This is a genomic window from Commensalibacter sp. Nvir, from assembly GCF_963921845.1.
In the GTDB taxonomy this organism is placed as follows: Bacteria; Pseudomonadota; Alphaproteobacteria; order Acetobacterales; family Acetobacteraceae; genus Commensalibacter.
The window spans coordinates 1-26,211 of sequence record NZ_CAWUGZ010000141.1; the positions used below are offsets into that span (position 1 = coordinate 1).

Below are 26,211 nucleotides of genomic sequence, written 5' to 3' on the forward strand. Positions count from 1 at the left end.
AGATGAATATTAGATTCTAATAATTATATAAACAAACTACGGGATATATAGTATGAAATTTGCTTCACGTATTAACTCTTTTAAAGCAAGACCTGAATTATTTTTCAAAAATAATCAACCTGGCACCGTTAATATTATTCAACGCATGGGGAAAGTAAAAAATTTAACTCATGTCGAGTTAAATTATCCTGAACATTTTCAAGTGAATACCATAGAAGAAATTAAAACAGCAATTAAAGATAACAATCTTATTTTTGGTGGTATTGCGCTTAGATATCAAAAAGATTTTTTAGACGGCGAATTTGGAAATCCCGTGCCACGTATTAGGCAAAAAGCAATTCAAATTACATTAGAGGCAGCTAAAGTCTGTCGTGAACTGGGGGGGCAAATCGTTACATTATGGTTTGCAAATGATGGTTTTGATTATCCCTTTCAAATAAATTACGAACAAGCCTATCAAGATGTTGTAGATGCCATTCGGCTTGTGACAAAAGAAAATTCGGACTTAACTTTTAGCTTTGAGTATAAACCCTACGAACCCCGTGTGTTTTCATTAATTGGAGATATAGCTGCAACGTTAATGCTTATTGAAGAGGTAGGTACTTCTAATTTAGGGGTGACCTTAGATTTTTGTCATATGCTTATGAAAAAAGAAAATCCCGCTTATTCTTTATTTTGTGCCGCTCGGAAAAACAAACTCGTAGGGTTTCACTTAAACGATGGGTATGGTCATTTTGATAATGGGTTAATGCTCGGTAGTGTTCACCTGATGCAAACCCTTGAATATATTTATTATGCTAAGAAGTATAATTTTAAAGGGTTAATTTATTTTGACACTTTTCCACTACGAGAAGATCCCGTACGTGAATGTGAACAAAATATTATTATGTATACCCATCTGTCCAACTTCATTGATACGGTAGGTATGCAGAAAATTGATGAACTCATTAAATCGCACGATGCAATTCAAATACAATCGTTATTGTTTTCTTTGATTAACGTCAAAATTTAATAAAATTTTTATTGATACTTTTATAATAGGTATTTTCATGTTTGATAAAATTGGTTTACCTAAAAATTTATTATGGGGCTACATCGGCCTATCCTTATTTATGATTGGTGATGGTATCGAACAAGCTTGGCTAACCTTATATTTTGTTAAAAAAGGCTTATCGGCTAGTAATGCTTCGTTTTTAATTACATGTTATGGAATTACGGTAACGATTGCAGCTTGGATTTCTGGCGTGATGGTTCAAACACTGGGTCCACGTAAGGTGATGCTTGCTGGCATCGTTGCTTTTATAGGCGGCAGCATCGGGTTTATTGGCTGGGGCCTTCCCTCGCTAAATTTTTTAATTATGGTTCCATTCTATGCTATTCGAGGGTTGGGATATCCATTATTTGCTTATTCATTTTTAGTTTGGATTAATTACAGCGCATCCTTAGAACGTCGTTCTACAGCCGTAGGATGGTTTTGGTTTACTTTTTCTCTGGGACTAAGCGTTTTAGGTCCTTTTCTATCTTCCATGATCATACCTCTTGTCGGTGAAATTCATGTTTTATGGCTCGGCGTTATATTCGTAATTATAGGGGGTACGTGTGCCCTTTATCTAAATAAAGATCAGGTTTCGTCCTGTGAAATTCATAAATTTTCTTTTGACGAATTAATGACAGCTATTACTATTTTGCAAAACCCAAGAATCAGTATGGGTTTAATTGTAAAATCCATTAATGGATTGGCACAATATGGCTTGCCTGTGTTCCTCCCCATTTGGCTGCTTAGCTATGGATACACACAAAATGAATGGCTACATATGTGGTCTGCTGTTTTCACAGTTGCTATTTTTTCTAATTTATTTTTTGGTTTTTTCGGGGATAAATTTGGGTGGAGAAATACAATTATGTGGGTTGGAGGCGTTTCGTACGCTGTTGTTCTTATTTTAATATTATTACTACCACAATTTTTGGGGCATAATTACTATCTCATGATGTTTGTGCTGTGCCTTTGTGGGGTTTCTATGGCTGGTTACGTTCCTTTATCTGCTTTGTTCCCTTTATTAGCTCCAGAAAATAAAGGTGCTGCAATGTCAGTTTTAAATCTAGGTGCAGGATTAGGCGCTTTTCTTGCCCCTGCAATTGCAGGGATATGTTACGATAGCGTTGGGGTTAAAGGAATATTGATCGTTTACGCAGGGTTTTATATTTTAAGTGCTTTTCTTACCCCTCTTTTAAAAACACCGCAAGAGTTAACAACAGAATACCAAACTGTAATCGTTGAAAAATAAATGGTTTTGTTATTTGATGGTTATAGTTTTTTATGAAAATATTATAATAAAATATCTTATGACGATTGTAACCCCTAAACAGTTTGAAAAATAATTTTGCTATGGGGTTCACAATCCTTTTTTGTGACCTTTTATTTAATTTATTTAGTAAAGGACGAAAACAGTTTTTTATACGCAAGCATTACAATGTATAGTTAACAAGATGTCTCGTATTTTTTAGTAAAATTAGAATAAAAATTTGATACTCAAAATAAATCAAACATAATCTATAAAAAATTAATCAGAAATCTACTAGACGCTTACGTTTTCTTGAGTTTGAAACATTAAAAACGCGAACGTTTATTAAGATTTATCTAAATTATGCTCGAGTGCATACACGGCTGCTTGAACTCTACTCTTTAAATTTAATTTTTTTAGGATGTTTTGTACGTGAACCTTAACTGTACTTTCAGTAAGATTAAGGGATCTGGCAATTTCTTTATTGCTAACGCCTTTAGTGAGCCATACCAATGTTTCTTTTTCCCTTGGAGTTAGACTGTCATAAACACAATCTGAAGCAGTGTGCAAATTCGTTCTTTTAAGTCGTGTTATCAGTTTGGTTGTCATTTCAGGTGACAATACACTGTCGCCTTGTAAAGTCCTTCGAATACTGTTTAACAGAAAGTCCGCGTCGATGTTTTTTAGTAAATATCCTTTGGCACCCATACGCATACATTCAACTAGATCATCACTTTCTTCTGAAACCGTTAAAATAATGATGTTAAGGTGAGGATGTTTATCTAAAATAACGCCTAACGCTTCTCTGCCCCCCATAACGGGCATATCAAGATCCATCAATACGACGTCGGGCTGGGTTTTATCAATAAGTTTTAATCCAGCAATTCCATCTGAAGCTTCACCAATAATTTCAAAATCCTCTTGAGTTTCTAAAAGAAATTTTAAACCGCTACGGAATAACGTATGATCGTCAATTAGTACTATGTTGGTTTTTATTTCTTGCATGTGTTTACCCATACTACTTTTTAGGCAAAGGTCAATGTAACGATAGTACCTTCACCCAAATTTGAATTAATTTTAACGCTTGCCGAAATTTTGGCGGCGCGCTCTTCCATAATGGACAAGCCAACGTGATAGGTTTTAATATGTATTAAATCCTCGTGATTGAAGCCTACGCCATCATCTGAAACTTTCATGACAAAGTGACCTTGATTGCTAAAACAAATATGGACATTGGAAGCATAGGAGTGCTTTCTAATATTCGAAAGCGCTTCTTGAAGTATGAAAATTACCTGCAATTGTTGTTGTTGAGTAAGAAAATATTCTTGATTTAGTCCTTCGACGGTGACCTTTATCTTCGCTTGCTTTTTAAAACGATTCAACAATTTGTGTATGCTATTTCCAAAATCGTCTTGATTTATTTCTGTTCTAAAATTAAGTAAAAGCTCTCGAACATCGTCGTAACATTCTTGAATGCCTTTTTGGATAAAGTTTAAATTTTTCGATATTCTTTCGGTTTCATTTTTCTTTATAGCTTGCTGCAGCATTTGAATTTGTAGGTTTAAGAAGGACAAAGATTGTGCAATATTGTCATGAAGACCTTGTGCAATAAGGTTCCGTTCTTCTAAGATAGCCAATTGCTTATCTCTTACAGCTAACTGATGATTTTCAATAGCAACAGCTAATTGCCTCGTTAGCGTTTCAATTAAATGTTGATTTCTAGAGTTAGGCTTTATGCCATCTTTATTAAAATAAAGAATCATGAAACCCATCTTATTATTATTGTGACTAAGGGGGAAAACAATTAAATATTGAAAATTTTTTTTTATACAGTCGGGCAGTTGAACGGTGTTCGTGTCATTAATATAAATATAACGTGGTTTAATTTGACTGTTAAAAAAAGATAAATCTGAAAAGCATGTGTTGCAATTTTGAAAAGAATTGCAGCTTTTTGGAAAATTATGTGCTTGAACGAACTGGATGTGATTGTTGCGGGTTTCGTTTACCAACCCAATGACGCCTGCGTTTGCCCTGCTAAGACCAATTACATTTGTCAAAAAGATCTGCAATGTGTTTTCATAAGTTTGCGATTCATGTAAAAAAACACTCATATCATACAAAATAGAAAATTCTTGATTTTTCTCTTCTAAATCAGCTGTTTTTTGTAATACCTTTTTTTCAAGATTATTATAAAAGTCTTGTAAGTTGACAGCCATAGCATTGAATCCAGTAGAAACAATGCCAAATTCGTCTTTTCTAATGATTTTTACGCGTTTATTTAAATTGCCTTGGCTTATCGCAGCAATGCCTTCTTGTAAATAGCGTAAGGGCCTGATAATCATTTGGTACAGATAGTAAATTTCAGCGAATGCAGTGATTATAATCATACCAATTAAGCTGCCTTGCATTAATCTTATCCAAATAATATTTTTGGTGTTTTGGTTTTCAATTTGTTCAACCAGATCATTGATTTGATTAACAAATTGATCAAGTACGTTTAAATTTTCTTTTGAAATGGGTTGGTGCAATTGAACGGAGTGGTCAATAATATTTTTAATTATTTGGGAAAATTTCGTTCGAATATGATCAATTTTTTGTTTTATTTTTTTATTTTTTTGCACTGTAAAAACGTTATGACTCGTAGTCTTTAAAGTTTCTAAAATAGAAATAAAATTATTTTCTTCATCGTGAATTTTTTTTGTATCTGATTGTCCAACTAAGTTTGCCAGTTTGTATACATGCATTCTTAAGCTGCCAGCATGATTAATAGCAACGCCTCCGTTTTCAAGTTGCCATAATAAAGCTAGAGCCAAACACGTAATAGCCATGCCACAAATAACTCGAGCAATGACAGCAATTAATAATTTTGTGGAAAGACTGTATCGTCGTACGGGATTTAGCATAAAGGTATTTCAGATCTTTTCCAATCGCCACTTTTTCCACCGTGTTTTTCGATTAAATAGATCGATTCAATTGCCATTGCTTTGTCGACTGCTTTTAACATGTCGTATATCGTCAACAATCCGACAGAAACTGCAGTCAAAGCTTCCATCTCAACCCCTGTTTTCCCTTCTGTTTCGGCTATTACCTGAAGGGTTAAACGGTATTGTTCATCGTGGCAAGTAAAGGATACATTTATATGCGTTAGAGGTAAAGGATGACACAATGGAATTAAGTTTGACGTTTGTTTTGATCCTTGTATAGCGGCAATACGTGCAATACCTAGGATATCGCCCTTTTGACTATTGCCCTGCTTTACGAGTTTGTAAGCTTTGGGGGAAATCTTAATACTTCCTGTGGCGGTAGCTTTACGTTTGGTAGGTTGTTTTAATGAGATGTCAACCATGTGTGCTTGTCCAGATTTATTGAAATGGGTTAATTCTGACATGGTCTTCACCTTTTTATCGTCTCATTGACAAATCTTGGTTATAATACAATAGATTAGTAAGACTTTTTTCAGATAAGATAAAAAAGGATAGATAGATTGACAATACATGTCCTTTATAATCTTAAACAATATTAATGTGTAGAAAAATAATGGTTACTGTTCAATATTTTGGTGTCTTCAAAGAAATTTTAGGCGTGGCAAAAGAAGAAATTGATTATAAGCATTGTAAAAATACAGTAGTTCTTTTGGCTTATCTTAGAAAGCGTAGTGCCGTATGGTCTGACACGTTGGCGGAAGAAAAAATTTTTAGACTTGTTGTTAATAACCAGATTATTTATAAAAACGTTGATCTCAAAAATGGCGACGAAATTGGAATTTTACCTCCCGTTACGGGAGGTTAGGTTATGATTACTATTAGTCTTGACGACAGACCTTTTAATAAGTTTTATCAAGAAAAATTATTTAAATCCAAACTCGATGAATACGGTGCAATTGTTAGCTTTACAGGCATTGTTCGTCGTCACGACACCATCGTTCCTTTAGAGCATCTTTATATTGAATATTATCCGCAACTGACAGAACAAGAAATTTATCGTATTGTTATTGATGCGAAAAAAAGATGGAAACTTAAATCCGTACTCGTTATTCATCGAGTGGGTCAAATTTTCCCTAATGAAGAAATAATTTTTATTGCTGTGGCTTCACTGCATCGTACAGAAGCGTTTCAAGCCGCTGAATTTATTATGGATTATTTAAAAACAGAAGCCCCTTTTTGGAAAAAAGAATATCTACAAAATGGAACATCACGATGGGTAGAAGCAAAGACTTCTGATCAGCTTAAAAAGAATTTTTGGTCTATGCATAAATGGCAATGAGTTAAATTTTTGAATAAAACAGCAAAACGTTCCTTTCGTATGCAATTAAAAACGAGTCAATTTATTTTAAAAACTTCTACCCAATAGAAACGGTTTCATTACAATGAAGAAGGTTGGTATTGTATTAGCAGGTGGAGAAGGAAAACGGGCTGGTGGCCATGATAAAGGCTTGCTGACTTTAAATAATATTCCACTTGTGCAGCATGTCATTGAAAAAATCAAAGATGATCTTGATACGCTTTTTATTAGTGCTAACCGTAATTTTGATTTTTATCATTCTTTTTCTTATCCCGTTGTTCGTGATAAGCCAGAATATTGCCATAAAGGGCCGTTGGGTGGAATAGCAAGCGTTTACACTCGTATTCCCAAGAATACAGAAATGGTCATGGTTGTTCCTTGTGACGTACCTTTTTTGCCAAAAAAAATTGTGTCGCTAATGACAAAATCATTGCTCAGTCAGGTTGATTATGAAATTGCCTATGCTTCTACTCTTCAAAGGATACATCCTAGTATTCATCTTTTTAAATATTCTATAGGAGTGGGAATAGCACATCATCTCAATCACGGGGAATATAGTTTGAAATCTTGGATATTTAAACATAAAGTTATAAAAACGCTATTTCCAGACGAAAAGGCGTTTATAAATATGAATGATTTAACCCTTTTGAATAGATATCAGCACAATCATGATGGATTATAGACAAGCATTGACAGAGTTACTGTCTGCTATGACGGCAAGGCAAGACTGTATACAAGTGTCTGCATTGGATGCTGTTAATTATATTTTAGCTAAAAATCTTTATGCTCAATACGATTCTCCTTTTTTTGATAACAGTGCAATGGATGGTTACGCGTTAGGAAGTTACAGTAAATCAGAAACAAAGTGGGAAATTATTGATAGAGTTACAGCGGGAGACGATGCACATCATATAAAATTAAAATCTGGACAGGCTGTTCGAATTTTTACTGGAGCGCTCATTCCTAAAGGAACGGTTACGGTTGTTCAGCAAGAAATATGCCATATAGAAGCTAAATTTTTATCTCTAACACATTCGACCAATTTAGCTCAAAATATAAGAAAACGAGGAGAAGAATTTAAAAAAGGATCGTTATTGGTTGCTAAAGGGCAGCGTTTGACTCCAGGGATTATCTCTGTAATTACGAGCCAAGGGTATCAAGAAATACCGATTATTAAACCATTAAGTATCATCGTTTTTTCGACAGGTAATGAGCTTATACAACCGAATGAACCGTTGACGGCAGGTAAAATTTATGACGCCAATCGTTATATGCTTTTGAATTGGTTAAAGCAATCAAGGCATACAATCATAGATGGAGGTGTTCTTTCCGATAATTTTGATAAAACCAGAGAGGCTCTTTTAAAGGCAAGTCAGCAAGCGGATGTTGTTGTTACTTCTGGAGGCGTTTCTGTTGGTGAAGAAGATCATGTGCTTACCTCATTAAAATCAGTAGGTGAATTGAGGTTTTGGAAATTAGCTATTAAACCCGGTAAACCCTTTGCTTGGGGAGAAATCGGTCCATGCAAGGTTTTTATGTTGCCTGGTAATCCCGTAAGTTCGCTAGTGACGTTTCAGCAATTGGTTATTCCTGCCTTAAAAGTGATGGGTGGCGAACCCGTAGAAAAATCTTTGCCTCAATTTTATTTGGCTAAAGCCAATTTTGTTTTAGTAAAAGATAATTCGAGAAGAGAATTTTTGAGGGTGAATGTCTATTACGATACGGACGGATTAAGGGCAGACAAGTTATTGCATCAGGGATCCGCTATGTTAGGGGTGTTGGCTCAGGCAAATGCCTTAGCAGAAATTCCCCCGCATACGTTGATTAACAAAGAGGATTTGATTAAAATTTACTTTTTTTCTTCTGCTATTATTTAAGGATATGTATGTATGCAATCTATTAAAATTGGACTTGTTTCTATTAGTGATCGAGCCAGTCAAGGCATTTATCAGGATAAAGGTTTACCTAGTTTAAAAGAATGGCTTGACCAAGCCGTGTTAAATGAAAAAGAATACGTAGAACGGCTAATTCCTGATGAGCAAGATCAAATTGAACAAACGCTTATTAATTTAGTTGATGATAAGGGTTGCTCTTTAATTCTAACAACCGGTGGCACAGGACCTTATCCAAGGGATGTGACGCCAGATGCCACTCTTGCTATTGCCGACAAAGTCATGCCGGGGTTTGGTGAGCAAATGCGACAAGTGAGTTTGCATTTTGTGCCTACGGCTATTTTATCGCGTCAAGTGGGTGTAATAAGAAAGCATAGCCTTATTCTTAATTTGCCAGGCAGACCCAATGCTATTCGTGAAACACTTGGAGGGGTTGAGGATGAAGCCGGTAAAACAATCGTACAAGGTGTTTTTGCCGCAGTGCCGTTATGCGTCGATGCCATAGGGGGACCGTTTATTGAAATAAACGAGAAAGTTTTACAAGCATACAGACCTAAAAATTCTTGATAGTGGTGGCAAATGCTTTTACGTTAAAAGATTGCTTTATTTATGGGTACAACTAATTTTGGCACAATTTATAATGCAAGTTCTAATTCGTAAATTTTATTACTAAGTTTGTTACCCACCTGTTTTTGCCATGATGCGGTTAATTTGGTTCGGCTTTTCTAAAAAATTATGGGATTTAGGCTTAGACAATATAGCCTGAGTAATAGCCTGTTCTAATTCTGCGTCACTGCAATGGGATCGTAGTAAAGGTCTTAAGGGCATTTGATCATTTTGACCTAGACAAGTATATAAGATGCCATCTACGGACAATCGCACTCGGTTACACGTTTCACAAAAATGTTGCGATAAGGGTGTGATGAGTCCTAGCTTAAAAGAAGTATTTTGCGAGGATTTCCAGTATCTGGCTGGACCATTTCCTATTCTGTCAATAATGGGATAAAGTTTATATTTTTCTTTTAATTCGCGAATAATGGGTTGAAGATTGACAGTTTTGCTATGTTGGCCTGTTTTTCCCATAGGCATAACTTCGATTAAACAAAGAATGAAATTATGTTCTATACAAAATTGTACCATCTGATCAATATCGTCTAAATTTTGACCGGGAATAGGAACCATGTTGATTCTAATTTTGCTCAGACCAATTTTTTTTGCTTCTTCCAATCCTTTAAGGATTTGATTTAAGCAATCCGTACCAGTAATTTTAAGTAAACAACTTTGTTTTAATGAATCCAAACTGACGTTAAGACGATGCAATCCGGCATCGTACAAAGGTTTTGATAATTTTAATAATTGCGTGCCATTTGTGGTAATGGTCAAATCGCGAATGACGTTAATTTTAGAAATGCGATTTACTAAGGTGACAATATCTTTTCTAAGTAAAGGCTCGCCCCCCGTCAGCCGGATGCTATGCGTTCCTAATTTAGCAAATGTTTTAATAACCCTAATTATTTCATGGGAAGTCAACCAGCTTTCCCGTGCTTCAAATTGTCTATATCCTTTAGGAATACAATAATTGCATCTCAAATCACAGCGATCGGTTACCGATACTCTTAGATAGTCAACAGTTCTTCCAAAACGATCAATTAACATTTCATAAGCATCCAAGAATTATTTTTGATTCATAATATAATGCAAATAAACTCAGTTTAAATCCTTCTTTTGTTGCATCTTTTTTCTAAAGATATCGATTTGTTTAAAAAAGTAAGAAAGTTATAAAGGTGTAAAATTGAAGGTTTGTGGTTAAATCACACAAGGGGATAAACGATTGGTTTTATAAATTTTGAGTGTACTAATTTCTTTAATTATAGGTAAAGTTTAAACGTTAAAAGTTTGGCTTTAATGCGTTTAAATTTAATATTTTTTATAGGTTTATCCTTTATTTTCGTGGTCATTTTGAAAAAATTAGCTTTATACACAAGAGCCCTTTTCTATACGGAGATGGGAGCCCTTAAAAATTTTTATGTCTTCACAATCATGAGAAACAATGATGAGTAATCCTTGAGTAAGGCTTTGCCAGTGATCAATTTCTTCTCTAAGTTTTGTACGTAAGCTAGGGTCAAGAGCAGAAAAAGGTTCGTCTAAGAGAAGGGTTTTGGGTTGATTTATCATAGCTCTTGCTAAAGCAACCCGTTGTTGCTGGCCACCGGAAAGTTGACTGGGATACGCATCAAGCAAATGTTCCAGTTCAAAACGTTGCACCCAAGGATAAATAAGATCGTAAGTTTGTTTACGTCTAGGATTAAAAATTCCTTTTACCAAAGAAAATGCTATGTTTTGTTTTACCGTTAAGTGAGGGAACAAGGCATAGTTTTGGAAAAGATAAGAAATTTCTCTTTTTTGAGGCCTGATGAATATATTTTTTTCAGTATGCGTTATGGTTTTGCGGTTTAAAATAATTTTCCCCTTATCAGGTTTTATCAATCCCGCAATAGAATGTAACAGCAACGTTTTGCCTGATCCAGACGGGCCAGTAATCAAAATTACTTTCTCTTGGGAACGAAATCGTAAGTTAAGTTCAAAAGAATTATTGGAAGTGTATAATTTTTTTGTGAAATCAATAAAAAAATTCACGACCGTTACTCGGTTCTTGCCCATGTTTTACGAGAAGAAAGGTATTTTGTTATAATGAGTACAAAAATACAAATAAGTGAAAGCAAAATAACGAGACTGTTAGCCTCGTAATCATTGCCCTCTTGAACGGCTTCATAAATGGCTGTCGACATAGTTTGTGTTTTTCCTGGTATGCTGCCTGCAACCATTAATGTTGCGCCAAATTCACCTAGCGCACGGGCAAAGGCTAACAATGCATTTGCTAAAATATTTTCCCAAGCTAATGGCAAAAAAATGCGAAAAAAGATGGCAATACCAGAAATTCCAGAAAGTTGAGCGACATGTTCGTAGCGTGTATTTATTGTTTCAAAAGCAACGCGCGAGGGATTAACCACTAAGGGGAATGTAATAAAGACAGCGGCTATAACTGCACTTTGCCAAGTAAAAATAAGGTTTATCCCTAAAAACTGTAACCAATTTCCCAAAGGACTATTATGGCCTAGGGCTACTAGAAGATAATATCCCATTACGGTGGGAGGCATAACCATGGGTAAGGTTAAGATAGTGTCGAATATTTCTTTCCCATAGAATTTGTTGCGAGCTAATAGGAAGCTTAATGGAATACCGATAACAAGATCAATGCACAATGCCGAACAGGCTACTTTTAAGGACAAAAATACAGCGACCCAAGGGATATGCATCATATGAACAAAGTGTTACCGTTTTTGAAAGCCATAATGAGATAAAACCTGCTGTCCTTGCGGAGAAACAACGTAATCAATGAAACGTTGAGCCAGGTCTTTACTTTTGCTGTAGGTGGTAATTGCAATTGGATAGGTAATGGCTTGTGGAACAGAAACGTTCATAACGATTTTTACTTTATTCGGCATAATAGCCGCATCACTACCATACACAAATCCAGCGTCTACTTCAGCTCTACCTACGTAATCCAATGTTTGCCTAACACTTTGGGTCATGATAAACTTGGGTTGTAGTTTATCCCATAATTGCATAGAATTGAGAGCTAAATGCGTATAGTAACCTGCTGGGACAAAAGCAGGATTGCCAATTGCAATTTTTTGAATAGTACCCAGCTCCAAGTCTTGTAATTTTTGTATAGGAATGGAATGATTTTTTGGTTCGATTAATACTAAATTATTTTTTGTAAAAATTACTGAAGTTTTTGGATCAATTAATTGTAAATCTAAAGCTTTTTTCATGGTGGCTTCATCTGCAGAAGCAAACACATCGACTGGCGCACCGTTTTTCATTTGCTGCAGTAACGTTCCAGAAGCGGCAAAGTTAAAAGATATTTTATTTTTTGGATTTTCTTTCTCAAAATTCTTGCCAATTTGTTGAAACGCTTCGTTTAAACTGGCCGCTGCAGAGACGATAATGTCTTTGGCGTAAGTTACACTAGGCAACATTAGGAAAAGTGCAAAAAAAGTCAAACAGATACACTTGATAAAAGACCCCATATGCGTAACCCTTTTAGAGCTGTTTAAGGGTTACAACATTACTCTAATTATCGAGGCCTTACAAGTTGCCAAACTCTTGTTAGATAGAAAAGAGACGCAAAACCACTAAACACATGAACCAAGCGTGTAAAAGGAAACATTAGAAAAACACTCATTCCCATAAATAAATGTATTTTGAAAATAATAGAGGCATTGGCAACGTAGCTGGCTGCATCCCCCCTTCCTGTAATAATATGTTGCGCCCAGGTCATCAAACGTACCATTTGAGCACCATCCAGATGATGGGCGGAGACAAAAATTGTTGAGAGGCCTAGGCAAAGGGTAACAAAAAGCCAGCCTAAAAGAAATTTATCACGCCACGTGCTATTAAGGGAAATACGTTCGCAAGTAAAACGGCGGTGAAGTAAAATTAAAATACCGATTAAACAACATATCCCTAGAACGCCACCTAATCCCATAGCAAAAAGTTGTTTAAAGCTATGGCTGATCCCTAAAAATTTCCAAAGTGCCAGAGGGGACAAAAGTCCAATTAAATGGCCGAAAAAGAGCCCTAATATGCCAATGTGAAATAGTATATTGCCAAGACGTAATTGGCCTTTATAAAGCAGCTGACTGGAGTCACTTTTCCAACTGTATTGTTCTCTTTCAAAACGAATAAGACACCCGACGATAAACACGGTTAACACAATATAGGGATAGATGCCAAAAATGAAATTATCTAAGTAAGGCATTGTCTAAATCTCCATTGGTTTTTTTTGTTGTGATGGACAAAGGGTGCAGGCGTTTGGTGTTAATAAAGGTTCTATTCCTTCAGGATTGTAACCAAATTTTTCCATAGCTTCGTCCATGTCGTGAACAGGGGGCGAGTTCATAGGAGCTGGAGATGTGGGAGAGAGCGATATTAATACAGTAAATATAGAAGCATATATCGAGTGGTTTGCTTGAAGCTTTTTGCCAATATGGTGAATTACATCAATAGAAGCAGATAACAATTCCAGTGCTTTTTGTTTTTCACAAAGGGATAGGAACTCTAAAAACAAAGGAAGATAATCAGGAAGCTCATTTACTCCGGCAAGGTCGAAATTTTCTGAACGGTATTCCTCAAGAAGATCAACCATAGCCTGTCCGCGCATTTTATCCTCGCCATGAATATGCTCAAACAAATGCAACGATTGCGTAGGCGTCCGATCAAAGGTTTGAACATAGTCTTCTTGTAGAGAAATGAGATCAGTTTCGGAGAGATGTTTGCACAAAGGCAACACTTTAGCAGTATCTATTTCGATGTGTTGAAGTTTTTGTTTGATGGTGGATAGCGCGTCGATTAACTCTTGTTCTGGATAGCAGAGTAAAATCGACAAAATTTTGAAGATTTCCATTAGCTATCACTCTCTTTATTTCTATTGGCTTGTATGTCTTCTCTTCTATCCGTAAAGATGGGAGGAGAAACTTTTTTTCTACCAAACAAACTTGCTTTGCTTATGCCATCCGAGCATCCATTGCCAAAAGTAAAACCACAAGATCCCTTGTCCATAAATGCGTCTTCGACCATTTCTTTATGAGAAGTAGGAATAACGAAACGATCTTCATAATTGGCAATAGCCATGAGTTGATACATTTCTTCAAGCTGCTGGCTGGAAAGATTAAGTGTTTGTAAGATAGCTTGGTCGGCTTGTCGTTCAATATTTTTGCTACGCATGTACCGACGCAGCCCAATCATAACTTCTAAAGCATGTAGGATAGGTTCTTCTTTACCGGCCGTTAACAGATTGGCTAAATAGCGTAGAGGAATGCGCAAGTCTTTTACATCAGGAATAATCCCGTTTTCTCCTATCAACCCGTTTTCCATAGCGGATTGTATGGGTGAAAGCGGGGGAATGTACCAGACCATAGGTAGCGTGCGATATTCTGGATGAAGGGGGAACGCCACTTTCCATTCGACGGCCATTTTGTAAACCGGTGAGTTTTTGGCTGCATTTAACCAGCTTTGGGAAATACCTTGTTTCAAAGCTTCTTTAACGATACTCGGATCATTCGGGTCAAGAAACATATCTAATTGAGATGGATACAGATCTTGTTTATCTTCAGTAGAGGCGGCTTCTTTAATTTTATCCGCATCATAAAGCAAAACCCCTAGATAACGTATGCGACCTACACACGTTTCAGAACAGACGGTAGGTTTCCCTCCTTCAATACGAGGATAGCAGAAGATGCATTTTTCGGCTTTTCCAGAAACCCAGTTGTAATAGATTTTTTTATAGGGACAGCCCGAAACACACATACGCCAGCCTCGGCATTTGTCTTGGTCAATCAAAACAATGCCATCGTCTTCGCGTTTATAAATAGATCCAGAAGGGCAACTTGCAATGCATGTAGGATTAAGACAGTGTTCGCAAAGACGCGGGAGGTACACCATAAAGGTATTTTCAAACGTGCTATGTATTTCCTTTTGAATACCCTTAAAAAGAATATCTTTCGAGCGTTTAGAGAACTCACCTCCGAGGTCATCCTCCCAATTGGGACCCCATTCAATTTTTTCCATTTTTTTTCCTGTTAGAATGGAAATGGGTCGTGCAGTCGGTGGGGTTTTTACATTGGGAGCATTCTGTAAGCGCTCGTAATCATAGGTAAACGGTTCATAATATTCGTCAATTTGGGGCAGATTGGGATTGGCAAAGATATTTGATAAAATCTTTATCTTACTTCCTTGCTTGGGTTGCAGTGTGTTGTGAGTTAAAACCCAACCGCCATTGTATTTTTCTTGGTTTTCCCATTCTTTGGGAAAACCAATGCCGGGTTTTGTTTCAACATTATTGAACCAAGCGTATTCAACGCCATCTCTACTGGTCCAGACATTTTTACAGGTTACGGAACAAGTATGACAACCAAGACACTTGTCAAGGTTTAGTACCATACCAACTTGTGCTCTAATTTTCATGAGTTTGCTTTTTACCTTAATTATGCTGTAGCTTGGATGATGTCTTGTTCTTCCATCCAGTCGACTTTGTTCATTTTGCGGACGATGACCAGTTCGTCTCGATTACATCCCACAGTACCATAGTAGTTAAATCCATAAGATAAGTGAGCATAGCCACCAATCATATGGGTTGGCTTGAGAACGGTACGTGTGACGGAGTTATGAATGCCTCCTCGTTTGCCTGAAATTTCAGCACCCGGTACGTTAACAATTTTTTCTTGAGCATGATACATAAGCATCATTCCTTGGGGTATGCGCTGGCTCACGACGGCACGTGCGGTTAAGGTTCCATTAACGTTAAATACTTCGACCCAGTCATTATCGGTGATACCCGCTCGTTGGGCGTCTTTTTCGGAAACCCACACGTGTGGTCCGCCTCTAGATAAAGTAAGCATGCGCAAATTATCACTGTAAGTGCTATGAATTCCCCATTTTTGATGGGGAGTCAAAAAGCTTAGAATAATTTCTTTATTGCCGTTATCTTTTTTCTCTAGGATATTTTTAGTGGATCTTAAATCAATAGCAGGTTTGTATACGCAAAATCCTTCACCAAAAGCTCTCATCCATTGATGGTCTTGGTAGAATTGTTGTCTTCCTGTTAGGGTTCGCCATGGAATATATTCATGGACATTGGTATAACCGGCATTGTAACTGACGTTATCGCTTTCAATACCCGACCAAGTGGGAGAAGATATGATTTTGCGTGGCTGTGCCTGTACATCTCTAAAACGAATGGCTTCGTGTTCTCGGGGTTTGGCAAGATGAGAATGATCCAAACCTGTAGCTTTGGATAAAGCTTCCCAGGCTTTTACTGCAATATGTCCGTTAGTTTCTGGAGCAAGATTTAATATCATTTCAGCAGCATCTATAGCCTTATCCAGTTTTGCTAATCCTTTAGCGCTTCCTTCCTGAACGATACCGTTTAAATATTTAAGTTGTTCTACCTGATCTTGTGTATTCCAACTGATCCCTTTGCCGCCGTTTCCTATTTTTCCAAGTAATGGACCAACAGAGGTGTATTGATCGTAAATAGCACCGTAATCTCTCTCAACAACGGTTAGTGCTGGCATGGTTTTGCCCGGTATGGGTTCACACTCCCCTTTTTTCCAGTCTTTGGCATCAAAAGGCTGACCAAGCTCTTGCGGTGAGTCATGCATTAAAGGAGTTAAGACTACATCTTTTTGTATGCCTAAATAATTCTTCGCTAGTTCAGAGAATTTTTTAGCGATACATTTATAGATTTCCCAATCGCTTTTACTTTCCCACAGAGGTTGTACCGCTTCACTTAATGGATGAATAAAAGGATGCATATCTGAGGTGTTGAGATCGTCTTTTTCATACCACGTTGCAGTTGGCAGAATAATATCTGCATAAAGACAAGTCGTAGACATACGGAAATCCAAAACCGTTAATAGGTCGAGTTTACCTTCCGTAGGCTTGCCAATTTTAACCTCTGTGGGTTTTATACATTTGGTTTCATCACCAAGGACAGCGTTTTGGGTGCCAAGTAGGTATTTTAAAAAATATTCATGTCCCTTGCTGGAAGATCCCAAAATATTGGAACGCCACACAAACATATTTCGCGGAAAATTTACAGGATTGTCAGGATCGTTGCAGGACATATCTAAACTACCCTTTTTAAACCCTTCAACAATATATTCGGAAACGCTTTGGTGGTTGCTTTCCGCGTGTTTGACTACGTTTAAAGGGTTAACACATAATTGTGGTGCTGAAGGTAGCCAGCCCAGCCTTTCTGATTTGGCATTAAAATCCAGTAAGGAGAAACCGTTTGAATTTAAAAAAGTGGTATTGCCCAAAATCTCATTGGCTGAGAGTTTTTCATGACGCCATTGGTTGGTATGATTGTAAAAGAAAGAGGTCCCGTTCATTTGACGGGCAGGTCTATGCCAATCCAAAGCAAAAGCGAGTGGGGTCCAACCCGTTTGGGGGCGCAGTTTTTCTTGTCCTACATAGTGACTCCACCCCCCGCCACTCCTGCCGACGCATCCACACATCATTAACATATTAATAATGCCACGATAGGTCATATCCATATGATACCAGTGATTCAATCCAGCCCCAACAATAACCATACTTTTTCCATGCGTGATATGGGCATTATGGGCGAATTCGCGGGCAACTTGAATCACTAATTGGGGATTGACTCCTGTGTGTTTTTCTTGCCATTTTGGTGTGTAAGGCAAGTCGTCGAAATAATCCTTTGCACCATCGCCGTAGCCACGATCAACACCATAGTTGGCCACCATTAAATCAAATACGGTGGCAACGTATTGTTCTTTGCCATCGGCAAGGGTAATCGTTTTGACGGGTACTTTTCTTAAAAAAGAGCGCGTGTTTTTTTCAGATGCAAAATAATCAAAGGCAACTTCTACAAGTTCGTCTGCTTGGTTAGCAAGAGAAAGTTGTGCTTTGATGGGATTGTTTTTACTATCAACTTCGATGAGATTCCATTGGCCTTTTTCACCCCAACGGAAACCAACAGAGCCTTTGGGAACGACGATATTTCCTGAATTTTCGTCAATAACTAATGTTTTCCAATCTGGATTGTTGGTTTCGTCAAACCTATTTTTTAATTGACTTGCCCGCAAGAAATATTCAGGGATGTAATGATTCCCTGTTTTTTTCAGATTAACCAGCATAGGCATATCGGTGTATTGTCTACAGTAGTTAACAAAATACTCTGAAGGATTGTCTAAGTGAAATTCTTTTAAGATAACATGGCCCATAGCCATGGCTAAGGCTGCATCGGTTCCTTGTTTGGGAGCTAACCAAATATCCCCAAATTTGACCATTTCTCCGAAATCAGAAGAGATAGCAACCGTTTTGGTACCCTTATAACGTACTTCAGCATAAAAATGTGCATCTGGGGTTCGGGTCATGGGTATATTTGAACCCCAGACGAGTAAATAAGTCGAGTTATACCAATCTGCTGATTCCGGAACGTCGGTTTGCTCTCCCCAGACTTGAGGGCTAGCGGGAGGCAGATCACAATACCAATCGTAGAAAGATAAAGGAACCCCACCGATAAGAGACAAATAACGTGAGCCCGACGCATAGCTTATCATAGACATAGCGGGGATAGGCGAAAATCCACATATCCTATCCGGGCCGAACGTTTTGATGGTATAATTGTTTGCTGCGGCAATGATCTCCGTAACTTCGTTCCAGTTCGAACGAACGAATCCGCCTAATCCTCGACGTGATTTATACGATTTGGCCAATTCAGGTGTATTGGTGATATATTCCCATGCGCTTATGGGATCTTTAGTCTGACGGATCTCTCTCCATAATCTGGCAAGTTGTCCACGTATCATAGGATATTTTACCCGTTGAGCAGAATAAACATACCAACTGTAGGAAGCACCACGGGGGCAGCCTCTTGGTTCGTGGTTGGGTAAGTCTGGTCTGGTACGAGGATAGTCAGTTTGTTGTATTTCCCAAGTAATTAGCCCGCTTTTAACGTAAATCTTCCAACTGCAGGAGCCTGTACAATTAACGCCATGAGTCGAACGAACAATGGCGTCGTGTTGCCAGCGTTGGCGATAAGCGTCTTCCCATTTTCTGTCTTCGTTGACAACAGCGCCGTAATTATCGGAAAAATGACTTTTGACTCTTCGTAGAAAATTTAACCGATCCAGTATATGGCTCATTTTCTTCCCTTTACATTAATAGGCTATCGATTCACTTGAATTTTATTATTGTTTAATGAAGATCTGAGAGTGATGTCTTATTACGATTATAAAACCATTTGTTAACAATCGTACAGAGTACATAATACGAAATGAAAAAAGAAAAAGCGATCGTTAAGGATCCTGTATGTTGAATGGATAATGCATTAAGCTGAGGAATAATAAATCCACCATAAGCGCCTATGGCTCCCATAAATCCTAAAACCGTTCCTGATTCTTTTCGCATATTATGCAGGGCTGTCTCGTGATCTTGTGGGGATAATTTTTTGTGAAATTTTAAAAAAACCACTGGGACTTGGGCAAAAATAGAACCGTTTGCTAGACCAACAAAAACAAAAAGGACTAAAAAACTCAGTAAAAACCCAATGAAGTTTCCCGTGCCATCCCCAGAAGGTAGCCAATACATAATACTCAACACGCTCACAATAATGAGAATAAAACTCCATTGTGTAATTTTTGCAGGAGATATTTTATCGGATAAGGAACCGCCCACGACACGAAATATAGAACCCAGTAAAGGTCCGATAAAGGCGTAAGTTAAAGGGTCTTGTAAAGGAAATTCACGTTTTATAAGTAACGGCAAAGCAGCAGAGAAACCAATAAAAGAACCAAATGCCCCGAGATACAGCAGACATAAAAGCCAATTATCTCGACGTTTAAAAATTATAGCTTGTCCAGAAAAGGACGCTTTTGCTGTAGCAAGATCGTTCATACCAAAATAGGCAGCGACAATAGAAATGACCAAAAAAGGTACCCAGACATAGCCAATATTTTGCAGCCACAAGGATTTTGAAAGGCTGCCATGAACCCAATGTTGTGGTGCACCACCTAGAGCTCCAAATATACTGACACTAATAATAAACGGGGTAACAAACTGTATGACAGACACACCAAGATTACCTAGCCCAGCATTCGTTCCTGTAGCCATACCTTTTTTATGTGGAGGGAAAAAATATCCTATGTTGGCCATGGAGGAACTAAAATTCGCACATCCAAATCCGCAAAGTAGAGCGATGATCGCCATAACATAAAAAGGAGTGGATAAATCTTGTATGGCTATGCCAAGCCAAATCGAAGGGATGAGCAAGGAAAAGGTGGAAATTACCGTCCAACGACGACCACCAGTAACCGGCACAATAAAAGCATAAAAAATACGTAAGGTAGCGCCTGACAAGGCAGGAAGTGCGGTCAGTACCATTAATTGCCCAGGGGTGTATTTAAATCCCACGTTAGGCATATAAACGGTGGCTACGCTCCACAATTGCCATACAATAAAAGCCAATAACAAAGCGGGAACGGATATCCATAAATTTCTTAAAGCAATTGATTTACCTTTTGCCTCCCAAAAGTCAGGATCTTCTGGTCTCCAATCGGTTATCAGATTAGGCATGATGTTTTCCCTAAAATAATTTTAAAGTACATTAATCAAATCAATATTTCGGTGCTTACGCTTAAAGTGATTTTATAGTTTTTTAAAAGTCTCTACCATTAGTCGAAAGATGATGGTCGTAGACACTCGATCTAGCTATAATTAACTAAGTGAAAGAAATTTTATTTAAGGTTAAAAATAGTGCGTATATTTTTTTAAGAAATTAAACAATTTGGTTTACGGACGACTGTGAACGCCCAAAAGGATACAACTTAATAAGTTTTCGTAAGTATTTTAAAGAAAATTTTTTTATTGCGAATAATAAGTCTGATTAAGAAGTAGGTTACCCTTTCTTACCGTTAACCTGCCTTAGTTTCTTTTTGCAATATTTTATAATACAGCCGCAAGCATTAAACAGCCGAGTAGTCCACAGACGGAAATAATAGTTTCCAAAACAGACCAAGAGCATAGAGTTTCTTTTATCGTTAAGTTAAAATATTCTTTGAACAGCCAAAAACCAGGATCGTTTACGTGAGAAAAAAATAGACTACCCGAACCCACAGCAATAACCATCAATTCAGGGCGTATATGGGATGTTGAAATCAAAGGGGCTACTAGTCCCCCCGCTGTGATAGCGGAAATTGTTGCAGGCCCTAGAGTAAGGCGTAACAGTGCAGCAATAAGCCAAGCCATGAGTATCGGAGAAATGTGACTTCCTTGTAAAAGCTGGGTAATATAATACCCTATATGGCTATCTAAAAGTATTTGTTTAAATGATCCCCCTCCTCCATTGATTAATATGATCATGGAAATTGCTTTAATTGCAGACGTCATGCTATCCGAAATTGCTTTCATTGTTCTTTTGCAATTAAGACCAAAGGTGAAGATAGCCACTAACACCGCCAGCAGGGTTGCCGTCACGGGATTTCCTAAAAACTCAGCATAAGGCAAAAGAAAATTCTTATTGGGCAGTAGAAGTTCTGCCAGAGCACGAAATCCCATGAGGAAAACAGGTATCAAAATAGTAGTAACGCTAGTGGTAAAACTAGGCATTTCGTGGTCTTCGAACTGTTTGCTCGTGCAAAACTCTTGGAGTACAGGTTTGTCCGTTGATTTCAAAAAATGAGCAAAGATTGGACCTGAAATAATGGCCGTAGGTATGCCTAACAGAATACCATAGAGAAGTGTTTTACCGATGTCCGCATGAAAAAGTGTGGCAATAGCTGTTGGTCCAGGATGAGGAGGTAAAAATCCATGAGTTACCGAAAGAGCAGCTACTACTGGTACACCGACGTACAGTAAGGGTAAGCGCGCATTTAACGCGATCGTTAAAACTAACGGCAATAAAATTAAGAAACCGATTTCGAAAAATAAAGCAAAACCAAGGCAACATCCTGTTATGGTCATAGCCCATTGTATAAAACGTATCCCGAAGTATTTAATCAGGGTTGTAGCAATTCGCTGTGCAGCTCCACAATCGGTAATTAGTCTTCCAAGCATGGCCCCAAAGGCAATAATGAGTGCTAAGCTACCTAACATAGTACCCATGCCGTTTTCGATAGAAACCAATACTTGGTTAAGGCTCATTCCTTCCGTAGTGCCCACAAAAAAAGACACCAGTATTAAAGAAATAAAAGTGTTTAATTTAAAGCAAATAATTAAAAACAATAATAACAAAATACCGAGAGCAACCACTAAAAGGGGCATGTTTCATTCACTCGTTGACGATAGGTACATACAATTCTTAAGTAAGTTGTTAAAAACAACTTTATAAACTTTAATCTAAATTTTCACGAAAAAAGATCAGACGTAATGTTCTTGGTTTCGATGTTTCGTTTATTTATAAAACGATGGGTAATACTGTGACGGTATGAAACCTTACATTTTTTATTCGCTTCTCTGTACCCTCTAGTATCGTGATTAAATTTCACTATAATGAGCAAATTGGGTGTTTATAGGGTTATATCCTTTGTAAGAAAATAATTTTTAAAAGGGTTAACCGAAGGATTATATGATGGGGAAAACAATTGACCGATACTATAAAGAGCAATGCATTGGAAATTAAAACGGTTCAACGCATTGCAAAGCTATCATCTTTAGCTGTTGAAGAAGATGAGTTGCAAAGTTATGCTAAAGATTTAGGTAGCATTATCCACTGGGTTGAGCAATTGAACGAAATTGACGTTTCTCACGTTTCGCCTATGGTTGGTACCGAGCTGGCCCACTTAAGAATGCGTGAAGACAAGGTTACCGATGGTAATTGTAAAGAAGAGGTTCTTTCGAATGCTCCAAAACGCATTGCAGATTTTTATGCTGTTCCGAAGGTGGTTGAGTAATGTTAACTGAATTAAAAATTTCTCAAGCGATCGAAGGCTTGCGTCGTAAAGAGTTTAGTGCTGAAGAGCTTACGCAAGCACATTTAAAAGCCATTGAAGCCTTGAACGAAAGGTTGAACGCTTTTATTACGGTTACAGCAGATTATGCTTTATCTCAAGCTAAAAAAGCAGATGAGCAACTTGCTAAGGGAGACGTCAAACCATTAACCGGTATTCCCTTAGCTATAAAAGATCTTTTTTGTACTAAAAATATTAAAACGACAGCGGCCAGTCGCATTTTAGAGAATTTTGTCCCTCCCTATGAAAGTACGGTTACCCAAAAATTACTTGAAGATGGAGCGGTTTTTTTAGGCAAAACCAATTTGGATGAATTTGCTATGGGTTCAGGCAATCTCAATTCTGCTTTTGGGCCTGTTGAAAACCCTTGGAAGCGTCAAAATGATGATGATTTCCTAGTCCCCGGTGGTTCTTCGGGTGGTTCTGCTGCTGCTGTGGCTTCAGCGATGGCAATGGGGGCTACAGGGACAGACACGGGTGGATCGATACGCCAACCGTCTTCATATTGTGGAATTACAGGGATTAAACCTACGTATGGACGGTGCAGTCGTTGGGGAATCATTGCGTATGCCAGTTCATTGGATCAAGCCGGTCCAATGGGTAAATCCGTAGAGGATTGTGCAATTTTATTGCAATCTATGGCGGGATTTGATCCTAAAGATAGCACGTCTGTAAATAAAGCGGTTCCTGATTATCGAAAAGCGTGTGGACGTTCTCTGAAAGGAATGAAAATTGGTATACCTAAAGAATACCGTGTAGTGGGTATGTCCTCAGAAATTGAAACGTTATGGCAACAAGGAATTCGGTGGTTAAAAGAGGCAGGGTGTGAAATTGTTGACGTGTCCCTCCCGCATACAAAATATGGTTTGGCAGCCTATTACATTATCGCCCCTGCAGAAGCTTCCTCCAATCTCGCACGGTATGATGGGGTTCGTTTTGGTCGTCGCGTTCAGGGTGAAACTTTGGAGGCCCTTTATTCAAATACCAGGCGTGAAGGTTTTGGTGCTGAAGTAAAACGCCGTATTTTGATGGGAACGTACGTTCTTTCAGCAGGGTATTACGATGCTTATTATTTGAGAGCACAAAAACTACGTCAGCGTATTCACGATGATTTTTTACAAGCTTTTCAAAAAGTCGATGTTTTATTGACACCAACGGCACCTTCTGCTGCTTTTGCCAAAGATGAACATCAACTTGATCCTGTGCAAATGTATTTGAATGATATTTTTACCGTTCCTGCCAGTATGGCAGGGATACCAGGCCTTTCCCTTCCTGTTGGGTTGGATCATAAAGGTTTACCCTTGGGATTGCAGTTGCTTGGCAGACCTTTTGGTGAAGAGAGCCTCTTTTCAGTCGCATCATCAATGGAAAAATCAGCCAATTTCCAAACGAAACCTTCTCTTTATGTCGGAGTAAAATCATGAGTTATAGGATAGAAGGTGCGATGGGATCGTGGGAAGTCGTTATTGGCTTGGAAGTTCATGCACAAGTAATCAGTCAATCGAAACTATTTTCAGGAGCTTCTGCTTATTTTGGAGCCGACCCTAATACACAAGTCAGTCTTGTTGACGCTGCTTTTCCAGGGATGCTACCTGTTTTAAATAAAGAATGTGTCGATCAGGCTATACGAACGGGATTAGGGCTCAATGCGACCATCAATTTAACCAGCCGTTTTGATCGTAAGAATTATTTTTATGCAGATTTACCGCAGGGCTATCAAATTTCCCAATTTGATCATCCTATTGTTGGAAAGGGAAAAATAGAAATTGAACTCGAAGATGGGTCAATCAAAGAAATTGGAGTGACGCGTTTGCATCTTGAACAAGATGCCGGGAAATCTATACATGACCTTGCCCCCAAAGAAACTTATATCGATTTAAATCGTTCTGGGGTTGCATTGATGGAAATAGTCAGTGAACCCGATATGCGTTCCCCTGAAGAGGCGGGTGCCTATCTCAGAAAACTAAGAGCTATTTTACGGTATTTGGGTACGTGTGATGGCAATATGGAGGAAGGCTCAATGCGTGCCGATGTCAACGTTTCGGTTCGTAAAGAGGGAGAAGCGTATCGTACGCGCTGTGAATTAAAAAATATTAATTCCATACGGTTTGTTATGCAGGCTATTGAGGTTGAAGCCAACAGACAAATAGAAATTTATGAAAAGGGTGGTCAAGTCGATCAGGAAACACGTTTATTTGATTCCGTTAAAGGGGAAACCAGAAGCATGCGTAGCAAAGAAAATGCGCACGACTATCGTTATTTTCCTGATCCCGATTTATTACCCTTAATTCTGGAACAATCCCATGTTGACCATTTAAAAGAAACCTTATCAGAACTCCCCGATGACAAACGGAAACGTTTTCAAGCGGAATATGGGTTATCTCGTTACGACGCGAATGTATTAATTGCAGAACAGGATATTGCTGACTATTACGAAAAAGTGGCGAAAGGTCGCGATGGACGTTTGGCTTCAAATTGGGTATCGGGTGAACTTTTTGCGATATTAAACAAAAAAGGATTATCGATACACGAAAGTCCTGTTCAGGCAGAAGCTATGAATGCTCTTTTGGCTTTAATTATGGATAAAACCATTAACGGAAAAATTGCCAAAGAAGTTTTTGAAATTATGGTCGAAACAGGAGAGATGCCTGATAAAATCGTGGAACGTAAAGGGTTAAAACAAGTTACCGATACAGGCGCGATTGACCAAGTGATTTTAGGTATTTTGTCTGCTCATGCCGATAAAGTTGAGCAATATAAATCGGGTAAAGACAAGTTGTTTGGGTTTTTCGTTGGACAAGTGATGAAAGCGATGCAGGGCAAAGCCAATCCAGCCATTGTTAACGAATTGTTGAACAAACATTTATCCTCATGAAATGCAAAAAGGAAATTGACAGGTTCTTCAGAACCTATTAGAACCTTATGAAATATATATCGTATAGATAAGGTTCCTTTTTGTGGAGGGGTGGCCGAGAGGCTGAAGGCGGCGGTTTGCTAAACCGTTGTACGGTGAAAGCCGTACCGTGGGTTCGAATCCCATCCCCTCCGCCATGAACCCTTTTATTTTTGTAAAACTCCCTAAAAAAATTACTAAAACCCTTCATATTCTGCCATTTCGTGTTATCATTCTGTAAAGTTTGATAAACTTTAATAAAGTGAATTAAGGGGTATTTTTGGGGGTATCAATAGTGAAATGGGGGTATCATGCTTAGTGAC

At 38.0% G+C, this 26,211-nt stretch carries 23 protein-coding genes and 1 tRNA gene; 11 read left to right on the forward strand and 13 right to left on the reverse strand.

The features are described 5' to 3' along the window. The first annotated feature begins 52 nt into the window (after positions 1 to 52). Positions 53 to 1,012, forward strand: coding sequence for a sugar phosphate isomerase/epimerase family protein (locus AABE15_RS08985; protein ID WP_338330959.1), 960 nt, complete (start codon positions 53 to 55; stop codon positions 1,010 to 1,012). A 37-nt stretch (positions 1,013 to 1,049) separates the two neighbouring features. Beyond that, complete coding sequence (locus AABE15_RS08990; protein WP_338330960.1) at positions 1,050 to 2,285, forward strand: MFS transporter; 1,236 nt, start codon at positions 1,050 to 1,052, stop codon at positions 2,283 to 2,285. Positions 2,286 to 2,627: 342 nt separating this feature from the next. On the opposite strand, the gene AABE15_RS08995 is transcribed toward AABE15_RS08990, so the two are convergent. The 3 genes from AABE15_RS08995 to moaC are packed head-to-tail and all read right to left on the reverse strand — an operon-like array spanning position 2,628 to position 5,670. Next, complete coding sequence (locus tag AABE15_RS08995; protein WP_338330961.1) at positions 2,628 to 3,287, reverse strand: response regulator transcription factor; 660 nt, start codon at positions 3,285 to 3,287, stop codon at positions 2,628 to 2,630. A 20-nt stretch (positions 3,288 to 3,307) separates the two neighbouring features. Beyond that, the gene (locus AABE15_RS09000) at positions 3,308 to 5,185 is read right to left on the reverse strand and encodes a histidine kinase (protein WP_338330962.1); all 1,878 of its coding nucleotides are present in this window, start codon (positions 5,183 to 5,185) and stop codon (positions 3,308 to 3,310) included. Beyond that, positions 5,179 to 5,670: a cyclic pyranopterin monophosphate synthase MoaC gene (gene moaC / locus AABE15_RS09005; protein WP_338330963.1), complete on the reverse strand. Its 492-nt coding sequence runs from the start codon at positions 5,668 to 5,670 to the stop codon at positions 5,179 to 5,181. Before moaC ends, AABE15_RS09000 begins: the two co-directional genes overlap by 7 nt. 149 nt (positions 5,671 to 5,819) lie before the next feature. On the opposite strand from moaC, the gene AABE15_RS09010 reads away from it, so the two are divergent. The 5 genes from AABE15_RS09010 to mog all read left to right on the forward strand — a co-directional run bounded on the left by AABE15_RS09010 (position 5,820) and on the right by mog (position 9,022). Further along, a complete protein-coding gene (locus tag AABE15_RS09010) occupies positions 5,820 to 6,071 on the forward strand; it encodes a MoaD/ThiS family protein (RefSeq protein WP_338330964.1) in 252 nt (83 codons plus the stop codon). Between the two features lie 3 nt (positions 6,072 to 6,074). Further along, entirely contained in the window at positions 6,075 to 6,545 is a 471-nt protein-coding gene (locus tag AABE15_RS09015) for a molybdenum cofactor biosynthesis protein MoaE (protein WP_338330965.1), read from the forward strand. Positions 6,546 to 6,648: 103 nt separating this feature from the next. After that, a complete protein-coding gene (gene mobA / locus AABE15_RS09020) occupies positions 6,649 to 7,245 on the forward strand; it encodes a molybdenum cofactor guanylyltransferase (RefSeq protein WP_338330966.1) in 597 nt (198 codons plus the stop codon). Continuing rightward, positions 7,232 to 8,440 (forward strand): molybdopterin molybdotransferase MoeA, encoded by a 1,209-nt coding sequence (locus AABE15_RS09025; protein ID WP_338330967.1) that lies wholly within the window; start codon positions 7,232 to 7,234, stop codon positions 8,438 to 8,440. The genes mobA and AABE15_RS09025 overlap by 14 nt, the downstream gene beginning before the upstream one ends. A gap of 12 nt (positions 8,441 to 8,452) precedes the next feature. Further along, on the forward strand, positions 8,453 to 9,022 hold the full coding sequence (mog, locus tag AABE15_RS09030; RefSeq protein ID WP_338330968.1) for a molybdopterin adenylyltransferase: 570 nt from the start codon (positions 8,453 to 8,455) through the stop codon (positions 9,020 to 9,022). A 111-nt stretch (positions 9,023 to 9,133) separates the two neighbouring features. On the opposite strand, the gene moaA is transcribed toward mog, so the two are convergent. The 10 genes from moaA to AABE15_RS09080 form a co-directional block, all read right to left on the reverse strand. Then, positions 9,134 to 10,111: a GTP 3',8-cyclase MoaA gene (gene moaA, locus AABE15_RS09035; protein WP_338330969.1), complete on the reverse strand. Its 978-nt coding sequence runs from the start codon at positions 10,109 to 10,111 to the stop codon at positions 9,134 to 9,136. 318 nt (positions 10,112 to 10,429) lie between these two features. Continuing rightward, positions 10,430 to 11,092: an ATP-binding cassette domain-containing protein gene (locus AABE15_RS09040; RefSeq protein WP_338330970.1), complete on the reverse strand. Its 663-nt coding sequence runs from the start codon at positions 11,090 to 11,092 to the stop codon at positions 10,430 to 10,432. Between the two features lie 5 nt (positions 11,093 to 11,097). Beyond that, positions 11,098 to 11,775 (reverse strand): molybdate ABC transporter permease subunit, encoded by a 678-nt coding sequence (gene modB / locus AABE15_RS09045; protein ID WP_338330971.1) that lies wholly within the window; start codon positions 11,773 to 11,775, stop codon positions 11,098 to 11,100. Positions 11,776 to 11,787: 12 nt separating this feature from the next. Beyond that, positions 11,788 to 12,549: a molybdate ABC transporter substrate-binding protein gene (modA, locus tag AABE15_RS09050; protein ID WP_338330972.1), complete on the reverse strand. Its 762-nt coding sequence runs from the start codon at positions 12,547 to 12,549 to the stop codon at positions 11,788 to 11,790. A 47-nt stretch (positions 12,550 to 12,596) separates the two neighbouring features. Next, positions 12,597 to 13,280 carry a respiratory nitrate reductase subunit gamma gene (narI, locus tag AABE15_RS09055; protein WP_338330973.1) on the reverse strand — a complete coding sequence of 228 codons (684 nt, stop codon included), beginning with the start codon at positions 13,278 to 13,280 and terminating at the stop codon, positions 12,597 to 12,599. 3 nt (positions 13,281 to 13,283) lie between these two features. Continuing rightward, positions 13,284 to 13,907, reverse strand: a complete 624-nt coding sequence (narJ, locus tag AABE15_RS09060) for a nitrate reductase molybdenum cofactor assembly chaperone (RefSeq protein ID WP_338330974.1) — start codon at positions 13,905 to 13,907, stop codon at positions 13,284 to 13,286. A 17-nt stretch (positions 13,908 to 13,924) separates the two neighbouring features. Then, entirely contained in the window at positions 13,925 to 15,484 is a 1,560-nt protein-coding gene (gene narH, locus AABE15_RS09065) for a nitrate reductase subunit beta (protein ID WP_338330975.1), read from the reverse strand. Positions 15,485 to 15,504: 20 nt separating this feature from the next. Continuing rightward, positions 15,505 to 19,194 (reverse strand): nitrate reductase subunit alpha, encoded by a 3,690-nt coding sequence (locus tag AABE15_RS09070; RefSeq protein ID WP_338330976.1) that lies wholly within the window; start codon positions 19,192 to 19,194, stop codon positions 15,505 to 15,507. Positions 19,195 to 19,246: 52 nt separating this feature from the next. After that, on the reverse strand, positions 19,247 to 20,623 hold the full coding sequence (locus AABE15_RS09075; RefSeq protein ID WP_338330977.1) for an MFS transporter: 1,377 nt from the start codon (positions 20,621 to 20,623) through the stop codon (positions 19,247 to 19,249). 369 nt (positions 20,624 to 20,992) lie between these two features. After that, on the reverse strand, positions 20,993 to 22,309 hold the full coding sequence (locus tag AABE15_RS09080) for a gluconate:H+ symporter (protein ID WP_338330978.1): 1,317 nt from the start codon (positions 22,307 to 22,309) through the stop codon (positions 20,993 to 20,995). Between the two features lie 320 nt (positions 22,310 to 22,629). Here AABE15_RS09080 and gatC point away from each other — a divergent pair, with 320 nt between their 5' ends. From gatC to AABE15_RS09100, 4 genes are all read left to right on the forward strand, one after another. Then, a complete protein-coding gene (gatC, locus tag AABE15_RS09085) occupies positions 22,630 to 22,938 on the forward strand; it encodes an Asp-tRNA(Asn)/Glu-tRNA(Gln) amidotransferase subunit GatC (RefSeq protein WP_338330979.1) in 309 nt (102 codons plus the stop codon). Then, positions 22,938 to 24,419: an Asp-tRNA(Asn)/Glu-tRNA(Gln) amidotransferase subunit GatA gene (gene gatA / locus AABE15_RS09090; protein WP_338330980.1), complete on the forward strand. Its 1,482-nt coding sequence runs from the start codon at positions 22,938 to 22,940 to the stop codon at positions 24,417 to 24,419. The genes gatC and gatA overlap by 1 nt, the downstream gene beginning before the upstream one ends. Continuing rightward, a complete protein-coding gene (gene gatB / locus AABE15_RS09095; protein WP_338330981.1) occupies positions 24,416 to 25,870 on the forward strand; it encodes an Asp-tRNA(Asn)/Glu-tRNA(Gln) amidotransferase subunit GatB in 1,455 nt (484 codons plus the stop codon). Before gatA ends, gatB begins: the two co-directional genes overlap by 4 nt. 84 nt (positions 25,871 to 25,954) lie before the next feature. Continuing rightward, positions 25,955 to 26,046, forward strand: a tRNA-Ser gene (locus AABE15_RS09100). Positions 26,047 to 26,211 lie beyond the last annotated feature (165 nt).

Excerpts from the sequence above, each read along its gene's own strand:
- AABE15_RS08985 (WP_338330959.1), top strand. The coding sequence starts at position 53 with ATGAAATTTGCTTCACGTATTAACTCTTTTAAAGCAAGACCTGAATTA.
- AABE15_RS08990 (WP_338330960.1), top strand. The coding sequence starts at position 1,050 with ATGTTTGATAAAATTGGTTTACCTAAAAATTTATTATGGGGCTACATC.
- AABE15_RS08995 (WP_338330961.1), bottom strand. The coding sequence starts at position 3,287 with ATGCAAGAAATAAAAACCAACATAGTACTAATTGACGATCATACGTTA.
- AABE15_RS09000 (WP_338330962.1), bottom strand. The coding sequence starts at position 5,185 with ATGCTAAATCCCGTACGACGATACAGTCTTTCCACAAAATTATTAATT.
- moaC (WP_338330963.1), bottom strand. The coding sequence starts at position 5,670 with ATGTCAGAATTAACCCATTTCAATAAATCTGGACAAGCACACATGGTT.
- AABE15_RS09010 (WP_338330964.1), top strand. The coding sequence starts at position 5,820 with ATGGTTACTGTTCAATATTTTGGTGTCTTCAAAGAAATTTTAGGCGTG.
- AABE15_RS09015 (WP_338330965.1), top strand. The coding sequence starts at position 6,075 with ATGATTACTATTAGTCTTGACGACAGACCTTTTAATAAGTTTTATCAA.
- mobA (WP_338330966.1), top strand. The coding sequence starts at position 6,649 with ATGAAGAAGGTTGGTATTGTATTAGCAGGTGGAGAAGGAAAACGGGCT.
- AABE15_RS09025 (WP_338330967.1), top strand. The coding sequence starts at position 7,232 with ATGATGGATTATAGACAAGCATTGACAGAGTTACTGTCTGCTATGACG.
- mog (WP_338330968.1), top strand. The coding sequence starts at position 8,453 with ATGCAATCTATTAAAATTGGACTTGTTTCTATTAGTGATCGAGCCAGT.
- moaA (WP_338330969.1), bottom strand. The coding sequence starts at position 10,111 with ATGTTAATTGATCGTTTTGGAAGAACTGTTGACTATCTAAGAGTATCG.
- modB (WP_338330971.1), bottom strand. The coding sequence starts at position 11,775 with ATGATGCATATCCCTTGGGTCGCTGTATTTTTGTCCTTAAAAGTAGCC.
- modA (WP_338330972.1), bottom strand. The coding sequence starts at position 12,549 with ATGGGGTCTTTTATCAAGTGTATCTGTTTGACTTTTTTTGCACTTTTC.
- narI (WP_338330973.1), bottom strand. The coding sequence starts at position 13,280 with ATGCCTTACTTAGATAATTTCATTTTTGGCATCTATCCCTATATTGTG.
- narH (WP_338330975.1), bottom strand. The coding sequence starts at position 15,484 with ATGAAAATTAGAGCACAAGTTGGTATGGTACTAAACCTTGACAAGTGT.
- AABE15_RS09070 (WP_338330976.1), bottom strand. The coding sequence starts at position 19,194 with ATGAGCCATATACTGGATCGGTTAAATTTTCTACGAAGAGTCAAAAGT.
- AABE15_RS09075 (WP_338330977.1), bottom strand. The coding sequence starts at position 20,623 with ATGCCTAATCTGATAACCGATTGGAGACCAGAAGATCCTGACTTTTGG.
- AABE15_RS09080 (WP_338330978.1), bottom strand. The coding sequence starts at position 22,309 with ATGCCCCTTTTAGTGGTTGCTCTCGGTATTTTGTTATTATTGTTTTTA.
- gatA (WP_338330980.1), top strand. The coding sequence starts at position 22,938 with ATGTTAACTGAATTAAAAATTTCTCAAGCGATCGAAGGCTTGCGTCGT.
- gatB (WP_338330981.1), top strand. The coding sequence starts at position 24,416 with ATGAGTTATAGGATAGAAGGTGCGATGGGATCGTGGGAAGTCGTTATT.